Origin of the sequence: Cronobacter sp. JZ38 (assembly GCF_008932145.1) — a bacterium.
GTDB classification, from domain to species: domain Bacteria; phylum Pseudomonadota; class Gammaproteobacteria; order Enterobacterales; family Enterobacteriaceae; genus Cronobacter; species Cronobacter muytjensii.
The window spans coordinates 151,236-168,290 of sequence record NZ_CP017662.1; the positions used below are offsets into that span (position 1 = coordinate 151,236).

General features: G+C 52.2%; 16 protein-coding genes. All 16 read right to left on the minus strand.

Going from position 1 to position 17,055, the window contains the following annotated elements; genetic code table 11:
• Window positions 1-2: 2 nt before the first annotated feature.
• The gene (gene tssI / locus BJP61_RS00650; protein WP_171997583.1) at window positions 3-2,594 is read right to left on the minus strand and encodes a type VI secretion system tip protein TssI/VgrG; all 2,592 of its coding nucleotides are present in this window, start codon (window positions 2,592-2,594) and stop codon (window positions 3-5) included.
• 145 nt (window positions 2,595-2,739) lie between these two features.
• Window positions 2,740-3,501, minus strand: a complete 762-nt coding sequence (locus tag BJP61_RS00655; RefSeq protein WP_171997585.1) for an ankyrin repeat domain-containing protein — start codon at window positions 3,499-3,501, stop codon at window positions 2,740-2,742.
• Between the two features lie 286 nt (window positions 3,502-3,787).
• A complete protein-coding gene (locus BJP61_RS00660; RefSeq protein ID WP_105632240.1) occupies window positions 3,788-4,237 on the minus strand; it encodes a hypothetical protein in 450 nt (149 codons plus the stop codon).
• Between the two features lie 177 nt (window positions 4,238-4,414).
• A complete protein-coding gene (locus tag BJP61_RS00665) occupies window positions 4,415-4,807 on the minus strand; it encodes a DUF4150 domain-containing protein (protein WP_007679141.1) in 393 nt (130 codons plus the stop codon).
• Window positions 4,808-4,812: 5 nt separating this feature from the next.
• A complete protein-coding gene (locus BJP61_RS00670) occupies window positions 4,813-5,418 on the minus strand; it encodes a DUF3540 domain-containing protein (protein ID WP_171997587.1) in 606 nt (201 codons plus the stop codon).
• A gap of 9 nt (window positions 5,419-5,427) precedes the next feature.
• Window positions 5,428-6,498, minus strand: a complete 1,071-nt coding sequence (locus BJP61_RS00675; RefSeq protein ID WP_171997589.1) for a pentapeptide repeat-containing protein — start codon at window positions 6,496-6,498, stop codon at window positions 5,428-5,430.
• On the minus strand, window positions 6,495-9,035 hold the full coding sequence (locus BJP61_RS00680; RefSeq protein ID WP_171997591.1) for a DUF2169 domain-containing protein: 2,541 nt from the start codon (window positions 9,033-9,035) through the stop codon (window positions 6,495-6,497). Before BJP61_RS00680 ends, BJP61_RS00675 begins: the two co-directional genes overlap by 4 nt.
• 147 nt (window positions 9,036-9,182) lie before the next feature.
• On the minus strand, window positions 9,183-9,548 hold the full coding sequence (locus BJP61_RS00685; RefSeq protein WP_171997593.1) for a DUF3592 domain-containing protein: 366 nt from the start codon (window positions 9,546-9,548) through the stop codon (window positions 9,183-9,185).
• 321 nt (window positions 9,549-9,869) lie between these two features.
• Entirely contained in the window at window positions 9,870-10,241 is a 372-nt protein-coding gene (locus BJP61_RS00690; protein ID WP_171997595.1) for a hypothetical protein, read from the minus strand.
• Between the two features lie 204 nt (window positions 10,242-10,445).
• Complete coding sequence (locus BJP61_RS00695; protein WP_171997597.1) at window positions 10,446-10,778, minus strand: hypothetical protein; 333 nt, start codon at window positions 10,776-10,778, stop codon at window positions 10,446-10,448.
• A gap of 140 nt (window positions 10,779-10,918) precedes the next feature.
• Window positions 10,919-11,302, minus strand: a complete 384-nt coding sequence (locus tag BJP61_RS00700; protein ID WP_171997599.1) for a DUF3592 domain-containing protein — start codon at window positions 11,300-11,302, stop codon at window positions 10,919-10,921.
• A gap of 301 nt (window positions 11,303-11,603) precedes the next feature.
• A complete protein-coding gene (locus tag BJP61_RS21620) occupies window positions 11,604-11,837 on the minus strand; it encodes a hypothetical protein (RefSeq protein WP_255485433.1) in 234 nt (77 codons plus the stop codon).
• Window positions 11,838-11,989: 152 nt separating this feature from the next.
• Window positions 11,990-12,337 (minus strand): DUF3592 domain-containing protein, encoded by a 348-nt coding sequence (locus BJP61_RS00710; protein ID WP_105660850.1) that lies wholly within the window; start codon window positions 12,335-12,337, stop codon window positions 11,990-11,992.
• A 5-nt stretch (window positions 12,338-12,342) separates the two neighbouring features.
• On the minus strand, window positions 12,343-14,595 hold the full coding sequence (gene tssI, locus BJP61_RS00715; protein WP_171997601.1) for a type VI secretion system tip protein TssI/VgrG: 2,253 nt from the start codon (window positions 14,593-14,595) through the stop codon (window positions 12,343-12,345).
• Between the two features lie 145 nt (window positions 14,596-14,740).
• Complete coding sequence (locus BJP61_RS00720) at window positions 14,741-15,499, minus strand: ankyrin repeat domain-containing protein (protein WP_171997603.1); 759 nt, start codon at window positions 15,497-15,499, stop codon at window positions 14,741-14,743.
• A complete protein-coding gene (locus tag BJP61_RS00725) occupies window positions 15,496-16,962 on the minus strand; it encodes a phospholipase (RefSeq protein ID WP_171997605.1) in 1,467 nt (488 codons plus the stop codon). The genes BJP61_RS00720 and BJP61_RS00725 overlap by 4 nt, the downstream gene beginning before the upstream one ends.
• Between the last annotated feature and the right edge of the window lie 93 nt (window positions 16,963-17,055).

A 17,055-nucleotide genomic window follows, 5' to 3' on the forward strand; every position in this document is an offset into this window, starting at 1 on the left:
AACTATTCTCCGAATTTACTATCATAATAATTACCGTATTTTTCGCTATAGTTAATATCACCGCTTGAAGCTATTTCACCTTTGCCATAAACTTTACCTATAGCCTTTGCAGCATCGGTTCGCGATAACTCACCACTCATCATTTTGTCATACATTGAATTATATGCTGCCAAATTGTCTTCAGACCCTGCAACACCAATGTCAATACCACCATTGGCCAATATCTCACGCTGTACTTTTATATTATTTAGCGTTGCACCGCCTTCATTAGTAAGTTGACTATTAATAAAATTTTCCCGGCTAGAATAATCCTCAGGAACAGGATACGTCGCGTGCCCCACCTCATGCGCCAGTGTTTGCACCGTATCTGCCGGCGTTTCCATATAATCCGGGTCCATAATAATAAGTTGGTTAGCATTATCTGTATAACACCCTCCCCCTTTGGGGCCAGGTAGAATCGACCACCCTTGGGACTTTAAAGCCTTCATCTGCTCCTGTAACGTAGCTGATTTATTAATTTCATTAACGACTTCTTCATTAAAAGGCATAATTTGTGAGCTTGAAGGCTCGTTTTTAAAAACATAGTCGCCTTTCAAAGGTGCCGCTGCCTTAAAAGCTGGCCCATTTTTGCTGCTTGTTCCAGAAGCTGTAGTCGGAGCAAAATTTTTACTCTTCTTTTGAGGCGTAAAGTGTTGTTCTACGGCCGCATCGATATTTTCTTTATGTTTATCACCCGGTGCCGTCGTCCCCGGTGGGGTACCGGCAGTATTAAGGTGTAACTTGCCGCCGGTCGTGATATAGCCATCCCCTTCGACAAAGAAATTAAAATCTTTACCGACAAGGTTTATTTTTCCGTTGGCGTTTAGCTCAATCGCGCTTTCGCCACAAACCAGACGTAGTTGCGTTCCTGAGGCCAGAACATATTGTTCAACCGCAGCATCCAGTTTGCCTTTACCTGTCAGGATCTCGGTGCCGCCTTTAACTGCGTGAGTATGATTGGCCTCTACGCGATGCAGCTCATTTTTACGTACATAATGGCTGCGCGCACCGTTTACGGTATGCGACTCATCATTTTTGACATGCGTATCAAGATTGCGCTCGGCCTGGATCCACACCTGCTCCTCACCCGCTTTATCCTCAAAGCGCAGGGCGTTGGCGTTGTCCGGCGAGCCGTCCTTCGACCGGCTTAAAAAACCCATCTGCGTCGCCGCCGCCGGCAATGCCCACGGCGGCATGCTCGCTTCGTTGTACACGCGCCCCGTTATCAGCGGGCGGTCCGGGTCGCCGTTGATGAAGTCCACCACCACCTCGTCGCCCACGCGCGGTATCTGCACCCCGCCAAAGCCCTGGCCCGCCCACGCGCTCGACACGCGCACCCAGCCCGAGCTGGTGTCGTCGCCCTTCGACAGACGGTCCCAGTGGAACTTCACCTTCACCCGGCCGTATTTGTCCGTCCAGATGCTCTCGCCCTGCGGGCCCACCACCTTCGCCGTCTGCGGGCCGTACGTGCGCGGCCACGGCGTCTTCTGCGCCGGGCGGTACGGCACGTCCGCCGGTATCACCTCAAAGCGCGTCTCGTGGATGGTGTTGCTGTCCGCCCCGCTCGCGTAGCGGTTCTCCTCGAAGTGGTAGTGCGCAACGGTGGTCAGGTACTCCCCGTTGTCGCCGAAGAACGGCGCGTTGCGCAGCACAAACGTGTGCCCCGGCGCGATGCCCAGCGCCGTCGCCGTGCCCTGCGTCTGGCGGTGCTCCACCTGCCACCGCTCCTGGCGGATGCGGGCGTAAAACTCCCCGTGGCCGTGCTCCACAAAGCGCCCCGGCCAGTCGTAGACGTCGATGCTCCCCGGCTGCGGCGATTTCGGGTTCTGCCGCGCCTGGAACAGCCACGCGTTCGGCTTGCGGAAGTCGTAGTCGTCCAGGCTGTAGATGCCCGGCGTCACGCTGTCCTCCAGCGCCCACTGGCTGATGCCCTCTTCGTCCGTGGTGCCGCCCGACGGCGTCACGTGGTACGGAATCGTCTCGTAGCCCGGGAACGGCTCGTACTGGCCGGGGGCGTCGGTGAGAATCAGCGTGTGGTGGTCCTGCTCGTGGCGGAAGTGATACGTGATGCCCTCCAGCTCCAGCAGGCGGCTCATGAAGTCGAGACTGCTCTCCTGATACTGCACGCAGTACTCCCACACCCGGTAGCTCCCCGACAGCCGCTCCTCGACGTTCACCCGGCTCTCGCCCAGCAGCGTCTTCACTATCTGCGGCACCGTCTGGCCCTGGAAGATACGCAGGTTGCGGTCGCGCTGCATCGGCCACAGGTCCGGCTCCACCGTCAGCTCGTACGCCGCGTAGCGGGTGCCCGACATCTCCACCGCGCTCACCGCCACGCGGGTGACCTTGCCGTTAAGGTAGCGCGGCGTCATCAGCGCCTGCGTCGGGATGGTCACCGTCACCGGCTGGCCCAGCAGCGCGCTGCGCTCGGCGCGTGCGTCGGTGCCGAGCAGCGTCAGGGTGAATAAAAACGGCTCCGACAGCGACTCGCGCCCGGAGAGTTTCCAGAAAAGCAGCCCCTCGACCGGGAGCTGAACGGTGATTCGGTTGAGCATAATCTTCATTCCGTAATGTTTTATGCGTGCAGATGTGTGTAGCAGCAAAAGGAGAAGTGGGACAAACGCGTGTTTCAGAGGCTAATACGCCTGCATAAACAGGGACTTATGCAGGCGTGTGTCAGCGGGTAAGGCCGTGCAGAGATTATTTAACCGGGGCAGGCGGCCACTTCCCGCCGTGCTCGATCAGTTTCTCTTTTATTTCAGTGAGCTTTTGATACTCGTCGCTGCCCGCTTTTGCCCGCTTCAGTAAACGCTCAAGCTGGTTGCCCATCGTCCAGCCGTTGTCGGCTCTGATTTCCGGGTCGGCGCCTCTTTCCAGCAGCAGCAAAACATGGTCATAGGAATGGAAATCCAGTGCATCGATCAACAAGGTATTACCCAATGAGTCAGTAATGTTGATATTAGCACCCGCATCCAGCATGGTTTTCAGCGTGTCAGTCTTTTTGGCTTCAAGGGTCTGGAATATAATCGGTTTATCAAAGGTTTTATCTTTCGCATATGGCGATAAACCGCCATCCAGCATTGCCTTGATCCAGTCCCCGCTATCTGCCATTAAAACATATTCGGCGGGGCTACTTTTACCCTGTGGTCTCGGTTGGAGAGGATCTGCCCCTGCCTTTACGAGAACCGTAATAACCTTCAAATGTTCGGGCGTTTTTTTATCGTTGATGGAATTCATGACCGACCAGAATAATAGCGTCATATCCTCTTTGCCGGGCTTATTTAAGTCAGTTTCTGAAGCTAATTTAGTGACTTCATTACTATCGCCCTTTTCAATCGCGCGCGCTAAGGGTAGTTGCTGACCGCTAAAATAATCTTCAGATTTTAAATCCATATTCTGTTTACACCCCTGAACCAAGAACATTAAACAAAGCGCCAGACAGCCAGTTACAAGTGATTTCACAGTCGACTCCCGATGATGGCGATGTCCCCATCTTTTTGTTGTTCGATACAGTTGATATCCTGACCGATACCGTGGTGTGTTTCCAGAAAAGCAGCCCCTCGACCGGGAGCTGAACGGTGATTCGGTTGAGCATAACTTCAGTCCATATAGCAGGGGAACATGACAGGTCCGCCAGGGGGTTTACTGGCGAATACGCGCATGGCCAGTAACCAGGCGCTGCCTGTTTACCGTGATGACGTTAAGAGACGATTATTTTTTCTTTTGCCAGGGCCATTTCTGTACCCTGTCATTGCGGATGAAACTGGTCTAGCCATATCCCGTAATAAATCAGCGCGGCGCCCAGCGAAAGCGCCACCCTGAGTAGTAATGGCGCCAGCGGGCGGACATTTTTAACGGCTGACTGTATTGTCTGATAATTATCCTGATTGAAATTCTCATGAAATTTCATAATAAGAAAAAACTGCGTGTTTATGCACACAGCAGCAAACTGTAATCCCCACAGCACAATGGCTGACAGAAACACAGTGCATGAATAATGTTCAGCTGCGTCAGGCGAGATAATATTCCAGACGAGCGCCATCGCGAGAAAAACAAAAGAGACGACGCCGAAAAGAATAAAAATGCCGACAAGCTTAAGACCAAAGAAAAGCCACTGCCTGCGGGTAAAGGACGTTTTACCTTTCCAGATGATATACAGCGCACACGCCATAAAAAAAACAAATACTGCAAAGAACATTCCGTTGCCTCTGATAGCGTAAGTCATCGCCAGTCAATTGTATAAAAGCACGCGTCACCCGCGTTTTTTAGGTCTTAAAAACAGCGCTCTGCACAGGCTTCAGGCAGAAAAGCCGGGCCCCTGCCTGCAGCAAAAGCCCGGCTCCGGGGACTTTTCTCTGAGCGACCAGTCGCCGAATCAGGGGGCGAGCATTAACACTTTGAACTGGCTGGGGACAATACGCATCCCCACAGCGTTGGTTGAGTTTTGCAGGCTGACGCTGGTCAGGCGCGTGGCGGGCGTACCTTTAAGCAGAACGGTAAACGCGCCCGTCAGGTGGCGCGACGGTCCCATGACCGTACCTGAGGCGACACCCGTCGCTACACCTGGGTTATCACCATTGGTGAGCGGCGTGACCGTTGCCATGTTATGCGCGGGCATGCCCATAAAGAGAATATTCAGCGCATTGGGGATGGCCGTTGGGCCGAGTGCGATATCAGGGTAAGGGATCGGCGTTGGTGCAGGCATTGGCGTCAGGCAGACGTCCGGAAACGCCAAATCCATGCCAAACAGCTGGCAGTTAGCAAACATAGTGATTACCCCATGTGGATCTGTTCAGAATCGACTTTGGTGATCGCTTTGGACGTAATCACCGTATTGTGCGCATGCAGTCGTGCGTAATCTTCAGCTTTCATATCCAGCTGGCCTGCGCGCACCTGCTCTGTCTGCCGTGTGGAGCGAAACAGGTTATGGCTTATCTGCGTTACCGTCTGCCAGACTGACTCCGCGCGCTTGCCAACGATGCGCGAAAGGCTTACCCATGCCGAGAGCTTATCACCGCTATATTTCATCTCGCTGATGTGGCAGTCACCCTGCTGCGCGCTGACGCGTAGCGCCTCGCCGCTGAGGCTGAGTTCACCTGCGCTGCGGATATGCAGATCGCCCGGTACGCTAAGCTCCGCGCTTTGTGGATTGGCGCGCTCCAGCACCGCCAGCAACCAAAGCTGATTATCGACGCTGGCAATCAGCCCCGTATCGCCCGCCTGCGGCGCGATAACGCAACTGGCGGCGCGGCGGCAGTGCCAGCCGCGGCCTTCGCTTTCCACCATCAGACTGCCATCGGCGAAACAGTGGGTAACGGTGCCGGACGCCTGAACAGGCGGTGTAATCGTCTGGGCCAGCTTGTGATTAATATTGCTCATGTTCTCTCCTTAGATACGGCTCTGGCGCTGCGCGCTCCAGGCTTCAGCCGTCAATAATTCTTCGTCATATTCCAGAATGCCCTGACGATTGGAAAACAGGGCATTGTCCTGGCGCGCCCGGTGTAAACGGGTGCGGGAAAAAGTGGCGCCGCGTAAATCGGCAAGACGCAGATCGGCACCGGAAAAGTCGCTGTAGGTCAGGTCACTCTGGATAAACCGGGCACCCGCCGCACTCGCCTGCTGGAAAATGCACTGGAATAACCGGCTGTGGCTGAAGTCTGTCTGTTGCAGCGTCGCGCCCACGAAGATCGCCTGATCAAACACGCTGTTCTGGCACTGCGCCTCGCTCAGATCGGCTTCCATAAACAGCGCCTGGCTGGCGTTAACGCGCTGAAGCTGTGCACCTTTAAGCGTTGCGCCTTTGAAATTGCACTGCGGCAGTTGCGCGCCTTCAAACCGCGCGCCTTCCAGTTGGCAGTCCGTAAACTGGCAACCGACAAACTGCTGCTGCGAATAGTTTTTGCCGCGCTGGTCGCAGTCAAAAAAGACGGTTCGCTCAAACGTGCCGTGCTCCAGCGACGTGGTACGCAAATCGATGCCATAAAACGTGGCCATCAAACTCTGGCAGCCGCTAAGTACGACGTTTTCCAGTGGCGATTCAAAAAAGACGCTACGGTCGAGTTGCACCTGCGTGAAGTGACTGTCGTTAAGCGTACAGTTCATAAACTGCGTGCTTAACAACGCGCTGTGTGAAAAATCGCTGCCACTGAGTGCGCACTGGTTGAACACACACTCTTTAAGCGTCGTTTCACGCACGTGAATATTATTAAGCTCACACTGGTTAAAGACCGTCTGCTCCAGATGCGCGCCGCTGAGAGTCGCCTGATCCAACGTGCATTCGGTAAAAAGCGTCTCATGTAGCTTTGCGTCGCGAAGGTTAGCGCCAGTGAACGACACTTCCTGAAAAATCCCTCCCGACAAATCGCAGCCCTGTAAATCGAGCCCGTCTAATGTGAGTTCGCTGATGGCTTCGCCGTTTTTGATTTTCTGTTGCAGCTCCGCTGCGCTGAGCGTTGTCATACCACTTCTCCGTCACGCTTCGGCAGGGTTTTTACGCGTTTGGTAAACGCGCCGTTCATGCGGGTCTCATCATTCGTGAACGACTGGGAAAGATCCGCGCGGAACAGATTAGCGCCGTTGAAATCCGCACCGCCCAGCTGGCTTTTTTGCAGCAACGCCCCCATCAGGTTGGCGTTGGTAAAATCCACCCCACGGAAATCCGTACGAATAAACATGCTGCCCACCATACAGGCGCGCTCAAAACTGGCGCCACGGCAGTCGGCTTCGCTGAGATCGGTGTTCTCAAGTTTTGCCAGCGCAAAGCTTGCGCCACACAGCGCCGTCTGGCGCAGGTTGCTTTGCCGCAGCGTCGTATGGGTGAAATCGGCACGGTTGAACGTACTTTCCGATGCCGCCGCGCAGGTTATCCAGGTCGCGCTGACAAAGCGGGCCTCGTCGGCGTGCGTTTCCACAAAGGAGCAGCCGTCCAGCATCGCTTCGCTGAAATTCACCGCTTCGAGCGTTGATTTCACAAACGTCGTCTTATGCAGACGCGCCTGTTGGAAATCGAGCCCCGGCAACGTCAACTCAAGGAAGACGCAGCTGTCGAGCGTTGCCCGGTGGAACCGGCAGCGGGTAAACCAGGTTTCCCGTAACAGAAGCCCTTCCAGCGTGGCGTCGTCGAACGTGCAGTCATCCAGCAGAGCCTCCTGCAACTGCGTGTCTTTAAAACGTGCGCCGCTAAAATCGCTGTGGCAGCACTGGGCCAGCGACAGGCTTGCGCCTTCGAAATTGCACTCACGCAGTGAGGCATGATGCAGCTCGGCCCGCGCCAGTACCGCACCGTGGAAATTCGCCCCGTCCAGTTGGCACTGACTGAGGTCGGCGCATTCCAGCAGCGCCTTACTGAAATTCGCACCACGCAAATCCATACCGGAGAAATCCACGCCCGTCAGATCCATACCGCTGAAATCCCCGCCCTGCGCCAGCGTGCGTTCGGCGCGCTGACGGATAATCTGCGCCAGATCGCCTTTCAGGCGGCGTGCTGGCGGCTGGTGCTGAACGGACATCAGGTACATCTGATGCAGCGCGTCGCGACTTTGCGCCAGCTTCTTCTCACCGAGGCTGTCGCGGTTGCGATATAGCATCTCCTGCATACGGTGCATCGCTTCCGGGCCGCGCGGCTGGTTATCTTCGTTATTTCCCTGCGGAAAACGCGCTTCCATTTCACGCTTACGCGCTTCGGCTTTCGCCTGCATCTCTGCGGCCTGCTTTTCCATCTTTTCGATAAACTCGGGGAGTTCATCCAGCTTCGGCATGGCGGGCTCTTCGAAATCTCCCAGCAGATCGTTTACGTCACCGCCGCTGGCTTCAATACGGGCGCGGTGCTGCTCGCGAAGCTGACTGGCGCGATTATTCATGTTGTCGCGCATCGGGCTGGCGGACTCTTCCACTTCGCTGTCAATCCAGGGGCCGATAGCATCCTCCGGCACCAGATCTTTCTCGCGAAAGGCGAACAGCGCCCCTTTCTCTTTATCCATGCGCTGGGCCAGTACCTTACGGTAGTGATTCACCGAACGGGACGCGCCCACTTTTTCCATCGCTGGCAGGAGTTGCAGCACGTCAGCCGCATCATCCTCATTAATGCGGATGTGCCCCTGCCAGATCAGCATCATCTGTTCGAGATGCGGGAAGAACCAGACGGTGGTCGCCCGCAGCGCCACCTCTTCAAAAAGGGTTTCATCGCCACGCTGGCGATTGATAAAGCAGCGTGCCTGCCACGGCGGCAGCGTACCCTCCTGAAGCGGCTTTTCAGGGTGCATATTCCAGATGCGCCATTTTGCCTGCGGCGGCAGCGTATCCCGATCCTGCCACCACTGGTCAGGGCTTGCGGCGTTAAACACTTTCCAGTCGATATCTTTCGCAAAGCCGGGGAAATCGTTCTGCAGCCAGCTGGCGTCATACTTTTTGCCCATGCGGCCGAACCGGCGCGGCCAGAGAATATCCAGCGGCCCGAAGCTTGCCGGCTCCGGCTTCTGTTTTGGCGATATCATGCGCCCTTCGAAAGGTTCGATATTCGGCAGACGACGAAACTCATGCCCCTGATGGATTTCCGGCCGGAACCCGACGCCGTGCGGGTTTTCTTCATAACCTTCGCCGCCGTAGGCGCGGCTCCAGTCAAGACGCATCTCATCAAAAGGTCGGGGCATCGTCATTTTGCTGCCCGCCCAGTAGCGATCGCCAAAGACAGCCAGCGTTTTACTGAGGTTCTCCACATCTATACGCACTGCGCACGCGGTTTTTTCCTGCTGATGGTGGGTGTAAGCATGGCCGGTCGCCAGAAACTCGGCGCGCACTTTCGGGATGGCCATGTCGATAATCCCACCGCTGGTTTGCAGCTCACCCGCCGCCAGTTGCCATAGCTCAACCTCCGGCCGCAGTTTTGGGCTGGGCCCCATGTCCGCGAGGGCAATAACCGATACGCCCAGATAGTTTTTCCCCTCCCAGCGAAAAGGCCGGTTCAGTACGCTCAGGCGCAGGGGCTTAACGATTTTCATGCCATGTGTCCTTTATGAACGACAAAGAAAGCAGAGACAGAGCTCAACGGCCCTGAAGGAAAATGACTGACGCCTTATTTTTATAAGTGCGTTAACCAGAGGATGAGGTCTTTCTCAGCCTCCGTACGCGCTGGCGGCAAGGGTGAATCAACGGCGCAATGGATGAGGAATATCCAAAATTACCTTTAACGGATCGCTTTTCAGATAGCGCAACGCAACGGTTTTTCCGGTCTGGTAATTTGCCGTATCCATAGCATTAATTACTGCATCGGCTTGGTTACGAACCTCTTCTCCTGTTTCAGTGCGGTAGGTAATTTCAAGCGTAATGTTGAGACATCCCGCACCACCTGAACGACTCCGGGCTTTGGTGATGACCGCCGTGGTATCGACACCATTGCACTGTATGTTCTGCTTAATGCGATTTCTCTTCCGGTCCCGAATCAATAAATAACCAATCAGAAAACTAAACAACCCAATCGGAATGCCGTAAACAACGTACAAAATCCAGTGCACTTTTTATCTTCATCCCTTATTCAAAAATGAAATTCGCCTTCACTATGTCGCCGTCCCCCAGATATCTCACTTTTATTTCACATCCTGGCTGAACACGAGGCGCATATAGCTGGGGGATCGTCGATTCAAATCCTATTATCGTCGGCCCTTTTTCAGCATCATTGAATTTTACAATAAAGGCTCCGTTTATACTGCCAGTTTCGTTACTGCTTAACTGCTCCGATTTTAAAACTACTGCCGTCACAGTAGTTCTTTTTTCTATCAACCTGTAAGCCACCAAAAAAACTAGCCGATCATTTATAATAAGGCTCAATCTTCTATTTAATATGTTCGGTAATCAGGGTAGTAAAATTGTGTCGGATTGCCAGGGTTTATTCTTATTTTTATCTTCTTACCAGCTTCAAATTTATCTTTGTCCGTTATATAAAAACTAAGGCCACGTTTTGAGGTTATGCTTTTCCCTTTAAACTCATATTGTACTGTAATTACAGCAACAATTTTATTTTTAACTCTCTGGTACTTATCTGGAACCATCTCCACCATAACAGCATCAACATTAACGCCATTTTCTTTGATAAATGCATCGATTTTCTCAGATTGCTTGTTTTTAAATATAACATAAGCAACGAAAAACATTGCTACCAAAGGTATGATCCACGCTAATTTCGGCATGATATAAGATAGAGTATTCATAATCCCTCGATTAACTAAAATCTATTAAGCAGCAATATATTGTGAGAAAGTGCGGATTTTTCTTTATGTACATCACATATGCACTTCAAATTTACCACCTATGCATTTCAATGCGGCGACTCCACTCTTAACTTCGGACTATTAATCGAGGCTCCCAATATGCCTGCCTACGCTGCCTTTAATGTCCATTCTTTACTTTCGTCCTTATTCAAAAATGAAGTAGGCTTTCACTATGTCGCCTTCCCCCAGATACCTCACTTTTATTTCACATCCTGGCTGAGCACGAGGCGCATATAACTGGGGAATCGTCGATTCGAATCCTATTATCGTCGGTCCTTTTTCGGCATCATTAAATTTTACTATAAAGGCTCCGTTTATACTGCCAGTTTCGTTACTGCTTAACTGCTCCGATTTTAAAACCACTGCGGTGATAGTAGTACCTTTTTTCTCGATCAATGCATTGTCATAAAAGGACTTCCCAACAATATAAGCCGGAACTCCAACCATCAACAGTGCGATAATAACATCCATTGTCATATTAACTCCCAAAATCGGCCTAATCAGGCTGATATTTAACCAGTCAACAATTAAACAAGAAAAATTACAGACCCTCTCTATTATAATTGATGAAAAAATAGAAGAAATAGCTATCTTTTACGCGTTCATAAAAAACAAATTTACTTGTGTTTTAAAGAGGCGTTTTCAATTTCAATTATGACTAAGTCTGGATTGGTTTTGCTATATATAATAGGAAAAGTCTCGCCGGGGCTATATTTTTTAAGATCAGAAGTAAAGATTACTGCAGTACCCTCATTTAACATGTCGCGTCCTTGCTCTGTTTTATATCGATAGTATAACCTTATATTTGTATACTGCGAAATTTTTCCAGTATTGCTTTCTACGTTAATAATTTCAGCCAACACATAAATGCCATTACGACGAATATTATCTTTGATTTTTTTGCTTCTAATATCCTTAACAATTACAGTTAATATTATTATTGCAACAACAGACAGAAATACAATCGCATAGCCTTTAGCAAAAGAAGACGAATCAAACATAATAAAAGATCACAGCAAGAATTAAACCACAAAAGAAGAGTGAACCGATGCAAAGTCAATGAATCCTTTACTGTATTCTTAGCAAGAGATTAAAGGCATTTATTTTTTATTTCATTTACTTAAAATCAGCTTATTCTCGGCGTGAATGCATGTTTGGATACACCATAAAAGATAAAGCATCGGTTATTACCAGCCATCCAATATGTTCTATCACATCATTTAAATTACCATCTCATTAAAATTTTTCATTTCAAAAGGCCTCCATAAAGTTATTATAGAGGTCCTTAAGTTTAATATTAATTTATAGTCCGCGCTCTTTTTCTTCGCTTAAAATCATCCATACCTTTTTTGGATCGCTTTCTTTATAATAAATATCGACCTTTCGCTCTCTTTCAAGAACAGTAAGATCCAAAACTGATACAAACTCAGTATGCTCAGTGTTAATCTCAGTGTTATTTTTTGTAAAAAAACGTAGTGAAAAAATGCATTTTGGAGAACCAGCCCCTGATGATCCTATCTGCCTGATATTAGTCACTTCCGCTTCAGTTTTAATACCATTTTTTTAAAGTCATCATGTACTACACCTGTATGAAAAACCAAATATATAATAAAAATAGTAACGCCGAGCGTAATAATAAGGCCAAAACTTTCTGTGAGTTCCATTCAGAAGCCCTCCATTTATAAAAGTTACTCCATTTCAAACGGAACCAGAAAAACTTGCTTAGGATCTTTTGGCATGTAATATATATATATTGTATTATTCCGCATAATTTTTATCAGGTTTTGTGGAGATATATACTCTTTCGCTGTCACGGTGACGGGACCTTGTTCTGATTCAAACTGAAGCTTCATTTTCATCTTTGTATTACCTGTTCCACTAGCACCGATTTTCTCCATACTGAGTATTTTAGCTTCTGTGCGAATACCTTCTTTTTGGAATTTCTCATAAGAAACGCCAGTGTTATAACAAGAAAACAGAAGCCCCCCCAATATAATAATTGCTAAAATTACTGTTACAGAACCAGAGTTAATCATTTAATTCACCCTATAATAAAAAGGTTATTAAGATAAGTTTTAATACCAGACTTTGCGATTTCGATTTTATTTTTTAATCGAGCTTTAACTTCTGCATCGCTCAAATCGATATTTTTTGTAGACCTATCTACAATGTTATGAGATACGGCAACGCCAGTCAATCCAAATGACATGCCTGTTATACCACCCGACAATCCCGTAATAGACATTTGCGTCCCTTTTACATCGCTTGATAAAAACGGCGCTTCTATTTCAACACTAGCACTACTTTTTATTGTTATTTTATTAGGCGATGTAATCAAAGTCTCACCGGTTTTTATAGTCTGTGTCCAACCACCATCAATGACTGTTTTTACGCCACCTTTTATTTCAGTATGTTGACCACCACTACTAACTATTAAACGATCACCATTTTTAATTTCTGTATTACGCCCACCGGTACTAATAATGGTTTCTTGCTTTCCATCCTTGATCGTAGTGTTTTGGTCACCTTTCGCAATGGTCGTTGTCTGGCTCCCGGTAATGTTATTTAACTCACCTCCACCAGAGATCGTCAGTTTGCGACCTTCTTTGATATTTATGATTTCGCTATTATTAAAATCTTTGAGCTCAACATTATCGACTACCGTCGTACGCTTCTGCTTATAGTAAAACGAAGCATCGCCCGTCACTTCATCTTTTTGCTCACGTCCGATAGTCGTGGTGCGGCTGCCATCAATCGCGACTGTTTTGTCGTTTTCTACCGAGATATTCATGTTTTTCTCGGCATGCATATCCAGCAACTCATCGCCCATCTTGTCTTCAAAGAAAAGATAGCTGGCATTGTCGCGATGTCCGTCTTTACTGCGGGTCATAAAGCCCATGCGTGTGGCATCACCGGGTAATTCCCACGGCGGCATGCTCGCCTCGTTGTACACCCGCCCCGTTATCAGCGGGCGGTCCGGGTCGCCGTTGATGAAATCCACCACCACTTCGTCGCCCACGCGAGGTATCTGTACCCCACCGAAGCCCTGGCCTGCCCAGGCGCTCGACACGCGCACCCAGCTCGAACTGGTGTCGTCGCCCTTCGACAGACGGTCCCAGTGGAACTTCACCTTCACCCGGCCGTATTTGTCCGTCCAGATGCTCTCGCCCTGCGGGCCCACTACCTTCGCCGTCTGCGGGCCGTACGTGCGCGGCCATGGCGTCTTCTGCGCCGGGCGGTACGGCACGTCCGCCGGTATCACCTCAAAGCGCGTCTCGTGAATGGTGTTGCTGTCCGCCCCGCTCGCGTAGCGGTTCTCCTCGAAGTGGTAGTGCGCGACGGTGGTCAGGTACTCGCCGTTGTCGCCGAAGAACGGCGCGTTGCGCAGCACAAAGGTGTGCCCCGGCGCGATACCCAGCGCCGTCGCCGTGCCCTGCGTCTGGCGGTGCTCCACCTGCCACCGCTCCTGGCGGATGCGGGCGTAGAACTCCCCGTGGCCGTGCTCCACAAAGCGCCCCGGCCAGTCGTAGACGTCGATGCTTCCCGGCTGTGGCGATTTCGGGTTCTGCCGCGCCTGGAACAGCCACGCGTTCGGCTTGCGGAAGTCGTAGTCGTCGAGGCTGTAGATGCCCGGCGTCACGCTGTCCTCCAGCGCCCACTGGCTGATGCCCTCTTCGTCCGTGGTGCCGCCCGACGGCGTCACGTGGTACGGAATCGTCTCGTAGCCCGGGAACGGCTCGTACTGGCCGGGGGCGTCGGTGAGAATCAGCGTGTGGCGGTCCTGCTCGTGGCGGAAGTGGTAGGTGATGCCCTCCAGCTCCAGCAGCCGGCTCATGAAGTCCAGGCTGCTCTCCTGGTACTGCACGCAGTATTCCCACACCCGGTAGCTCCCCGACAGCCGCTCCTCCACGTTCACCCGGCTCTCGCCCAGCAGCGTCTTCACTATCTGCGGCACCGTCTGGCCCTGGAAGATACGCAGGTTGCGGTCGCGCTGCATCGGCCACAGGTCCGGCTCCACCGTCAGCTCGTACGCCGCGTAGCGGGTGCCCGACATCTCCACCGCGCTCACCGCCACGCGGGTGACCTTGCCGTTAAGGTAGCGCGGCGTCATCAGCGCCTGCGTCGGGATGGTCACCGTCACCGGCTGGCCCAGCAGCGCGCTGCGCTCGGCGCGTGCGTCGGTGCCGAGCAGCGTCAGGGTGAATAAAAACGGCTCCGACAGCGACTCGCGCCCGGAGAGTTTCCAGAAAAGCAGCCCCTCGACCGGGAGCTGAACGGTGATTCGGTTGAGCATAATCTTCATTCCGTAATGTTTTATGCGTGCAGATGTGTGTAGCAGCAAAAGGAGAAGTGGGACAAACGCGTGCTTCAGAGGCTAATACGCCTGCATAAACAGGGGCTTATGCAGGCGTGTGTCAGCGGGTAAGGCCGTGCAGAGATTATTTAACCGGGGCAGGCGGCCATTTCCCGCCGTGCTCGATCAGTTTCTCTTTTATTTCAGTGAGCTTTTGATACTCGTCGCTGCCCGCTTTTGCCCGCTTCAGGAAGCGCTCAAGCTGGTTGCCCATTGTCCAGCCGAATTTACCGTGGATCTCCGGGTCAGCACCGCGGTCCAGCAGTAGCAGAACATGGTCGTAGGCGTGAAAATCCAGCGCCTCGATAAGCACGGTATTGCCGAGCGAATCGGTGATGTTGATATTCGCGTCCGCATCCAGCATGGCTTTCAGCGTTTCCGTATTTTTGGCTTTGATGGTTTCAAAAATAATAGGCTCATGGAACTGTTTATCTTTCGCATCCGGTGATAAACCGCCGTCGAGCATCGCCTTGATCCAGACGCCGCTGTCAGCGTTGAGCACAAATTCAGCCGGGCTGCTTTGTCCCTGCGGACGCGGCTGCAGGGGATCGGCGCCGGCCTTAACCAGCAAGGTAATCATCTTTAACCGGGCGGGGCTTTTATCCTCAATGGCGTTACCCAGCGCCCAGAACAGCAGCGTCATCTCCTGCTGGCCGGGTTTATTAAGCTCGGTTTGCGGCGCGAGTTTTTCGACGTCTTCCACGTTGCCGTCTTCGATAGCCTTCGCAAGCGTCAGTTGCTGGCCGCTGAAATAATCCTGCGGATTTAAATCCATATCTTGCTTACACCCCTGAATCATGAAGGTAAAACACAGCGCGAGGCAGCATGAAAAAAGCGTTTTCACAGGCGACTCCCGATGATGGCAATATCTTCGTCTTTTTGCTGCTCAATACAGTTAATGGCCTGGCCGATGCCGTGGCGTTCAAGCGCGCTCCCCGTACCGCCAGGCAGATCGTGCGGAATACCTGCGGCGTTTGGGCTAAGTGCAGAAACGCCTTCTTTAAGAAGGGTCGGACCGGGGAGGCCTTTCATTGTCTTAAGATCTTCCCAGACATTCACTTCCTGCACTTTCGTCAACAGCTCGCCCTCAACGCGGTAAGCCTGGATATCATCGGTTTTACCCAGCACAGTGCCGCCATATTTTTCCACGGTGCCGCTGTTGAGCCCTGCGGCGTTAAAGGTCCAGGCCGGTTTGCCGCTCGCCATGGCGGTGGCGGATGCCAGGCCGCCGCCGAGCGAGTGGCCGGCGATATCCACGTTCTGGCCCGATTTCGCCAGCGTGTCGCCAATACCCACCGCACTCTGGTAATAGGTGGAATTTTTACCCACCCCTTGCGCAAAGTTGTTTGACCAGTCAGCGCCGTTTTTCACCGGCGCAAGCTCGCCTTTATTCCACAGCGAAGAGAGGTTATCTCCCACAGAGGCAAACTCTGGCTCCCTTGAGCCCCTGAAGACCACCGTCGGGTTCATATCGTTGCCAAAGACGGCCTGGTCCGGCTCGTAGACGCGCGCCAGAAAATTGGGCGAGGCGGGGTCGTCATACAGCATTTTGCTTTTCAGGCCGAGCTTATTCAGGGCATCAGCGTCATTACTGATATCTTTCCAACCCTCCGGCACGCCGGGTGTGGTTTCCAGCGGGTTTACCGTCTTGTAGACGTTCTCCGCAAGCTTGGCTTTTTCGACAGCGATGTTGTTATCCGCAAGGCGCTTCGCGGCTATCTGCGCATCGGGGTAGATACTGGCGTTGCCCTTGCTGATGAGATCTTTACGCGCCTGCCAGCGTTCCGCCTTGGTCATCGCTTTAAGCTGCGCGGCGGTCTGTTTCATGTCTTTGCCCGGCGTCGCCAGCTCAGGGCCCGCTGCGGCTTTCGATTTCACCACCTGCGCCGGTCTGACCGTCGGCGGCGGAAGCGTGCCATAAGCGCGCACCATCTCGCCGTAGCGAACGATGATATAGCCTAAAGGGAACGACAAAGATCGCGGCGCGTGCGTGGGGGTCAGTTCCCCTTTCTGGTTGATGTAATAGAGCTCGGTCGTGGACGACCAGGGCCGCGAACTTTCATCAATCGCCACCAGGTTGCCATACCAGAACTCCTGCGCCACCAGCTTGCGAAGGTCGCGCCCGGTTTGATACGGGCTGGAGCGGGTCGTCGGTTGAAACCGATCGTAACGCGAAAACAGCGAGCGCACGGTGTTATCCGGTACGGAGTTTATCCACTGCGCGGCGATGTCAGGACGCATGATCCTTTCAAAACGCGCGGGCGGGACGTTCTCACGGAAAATAGAGACAATTTTGATGTGGTACATACGCTTTGTCCTGTAGCGGGTATTCGCCTGCCGGCATTAAGAGGAAGTAACATGCCGGAGTCAGGACGGGAGGCGTCGCGGGTTGGGCTGCGC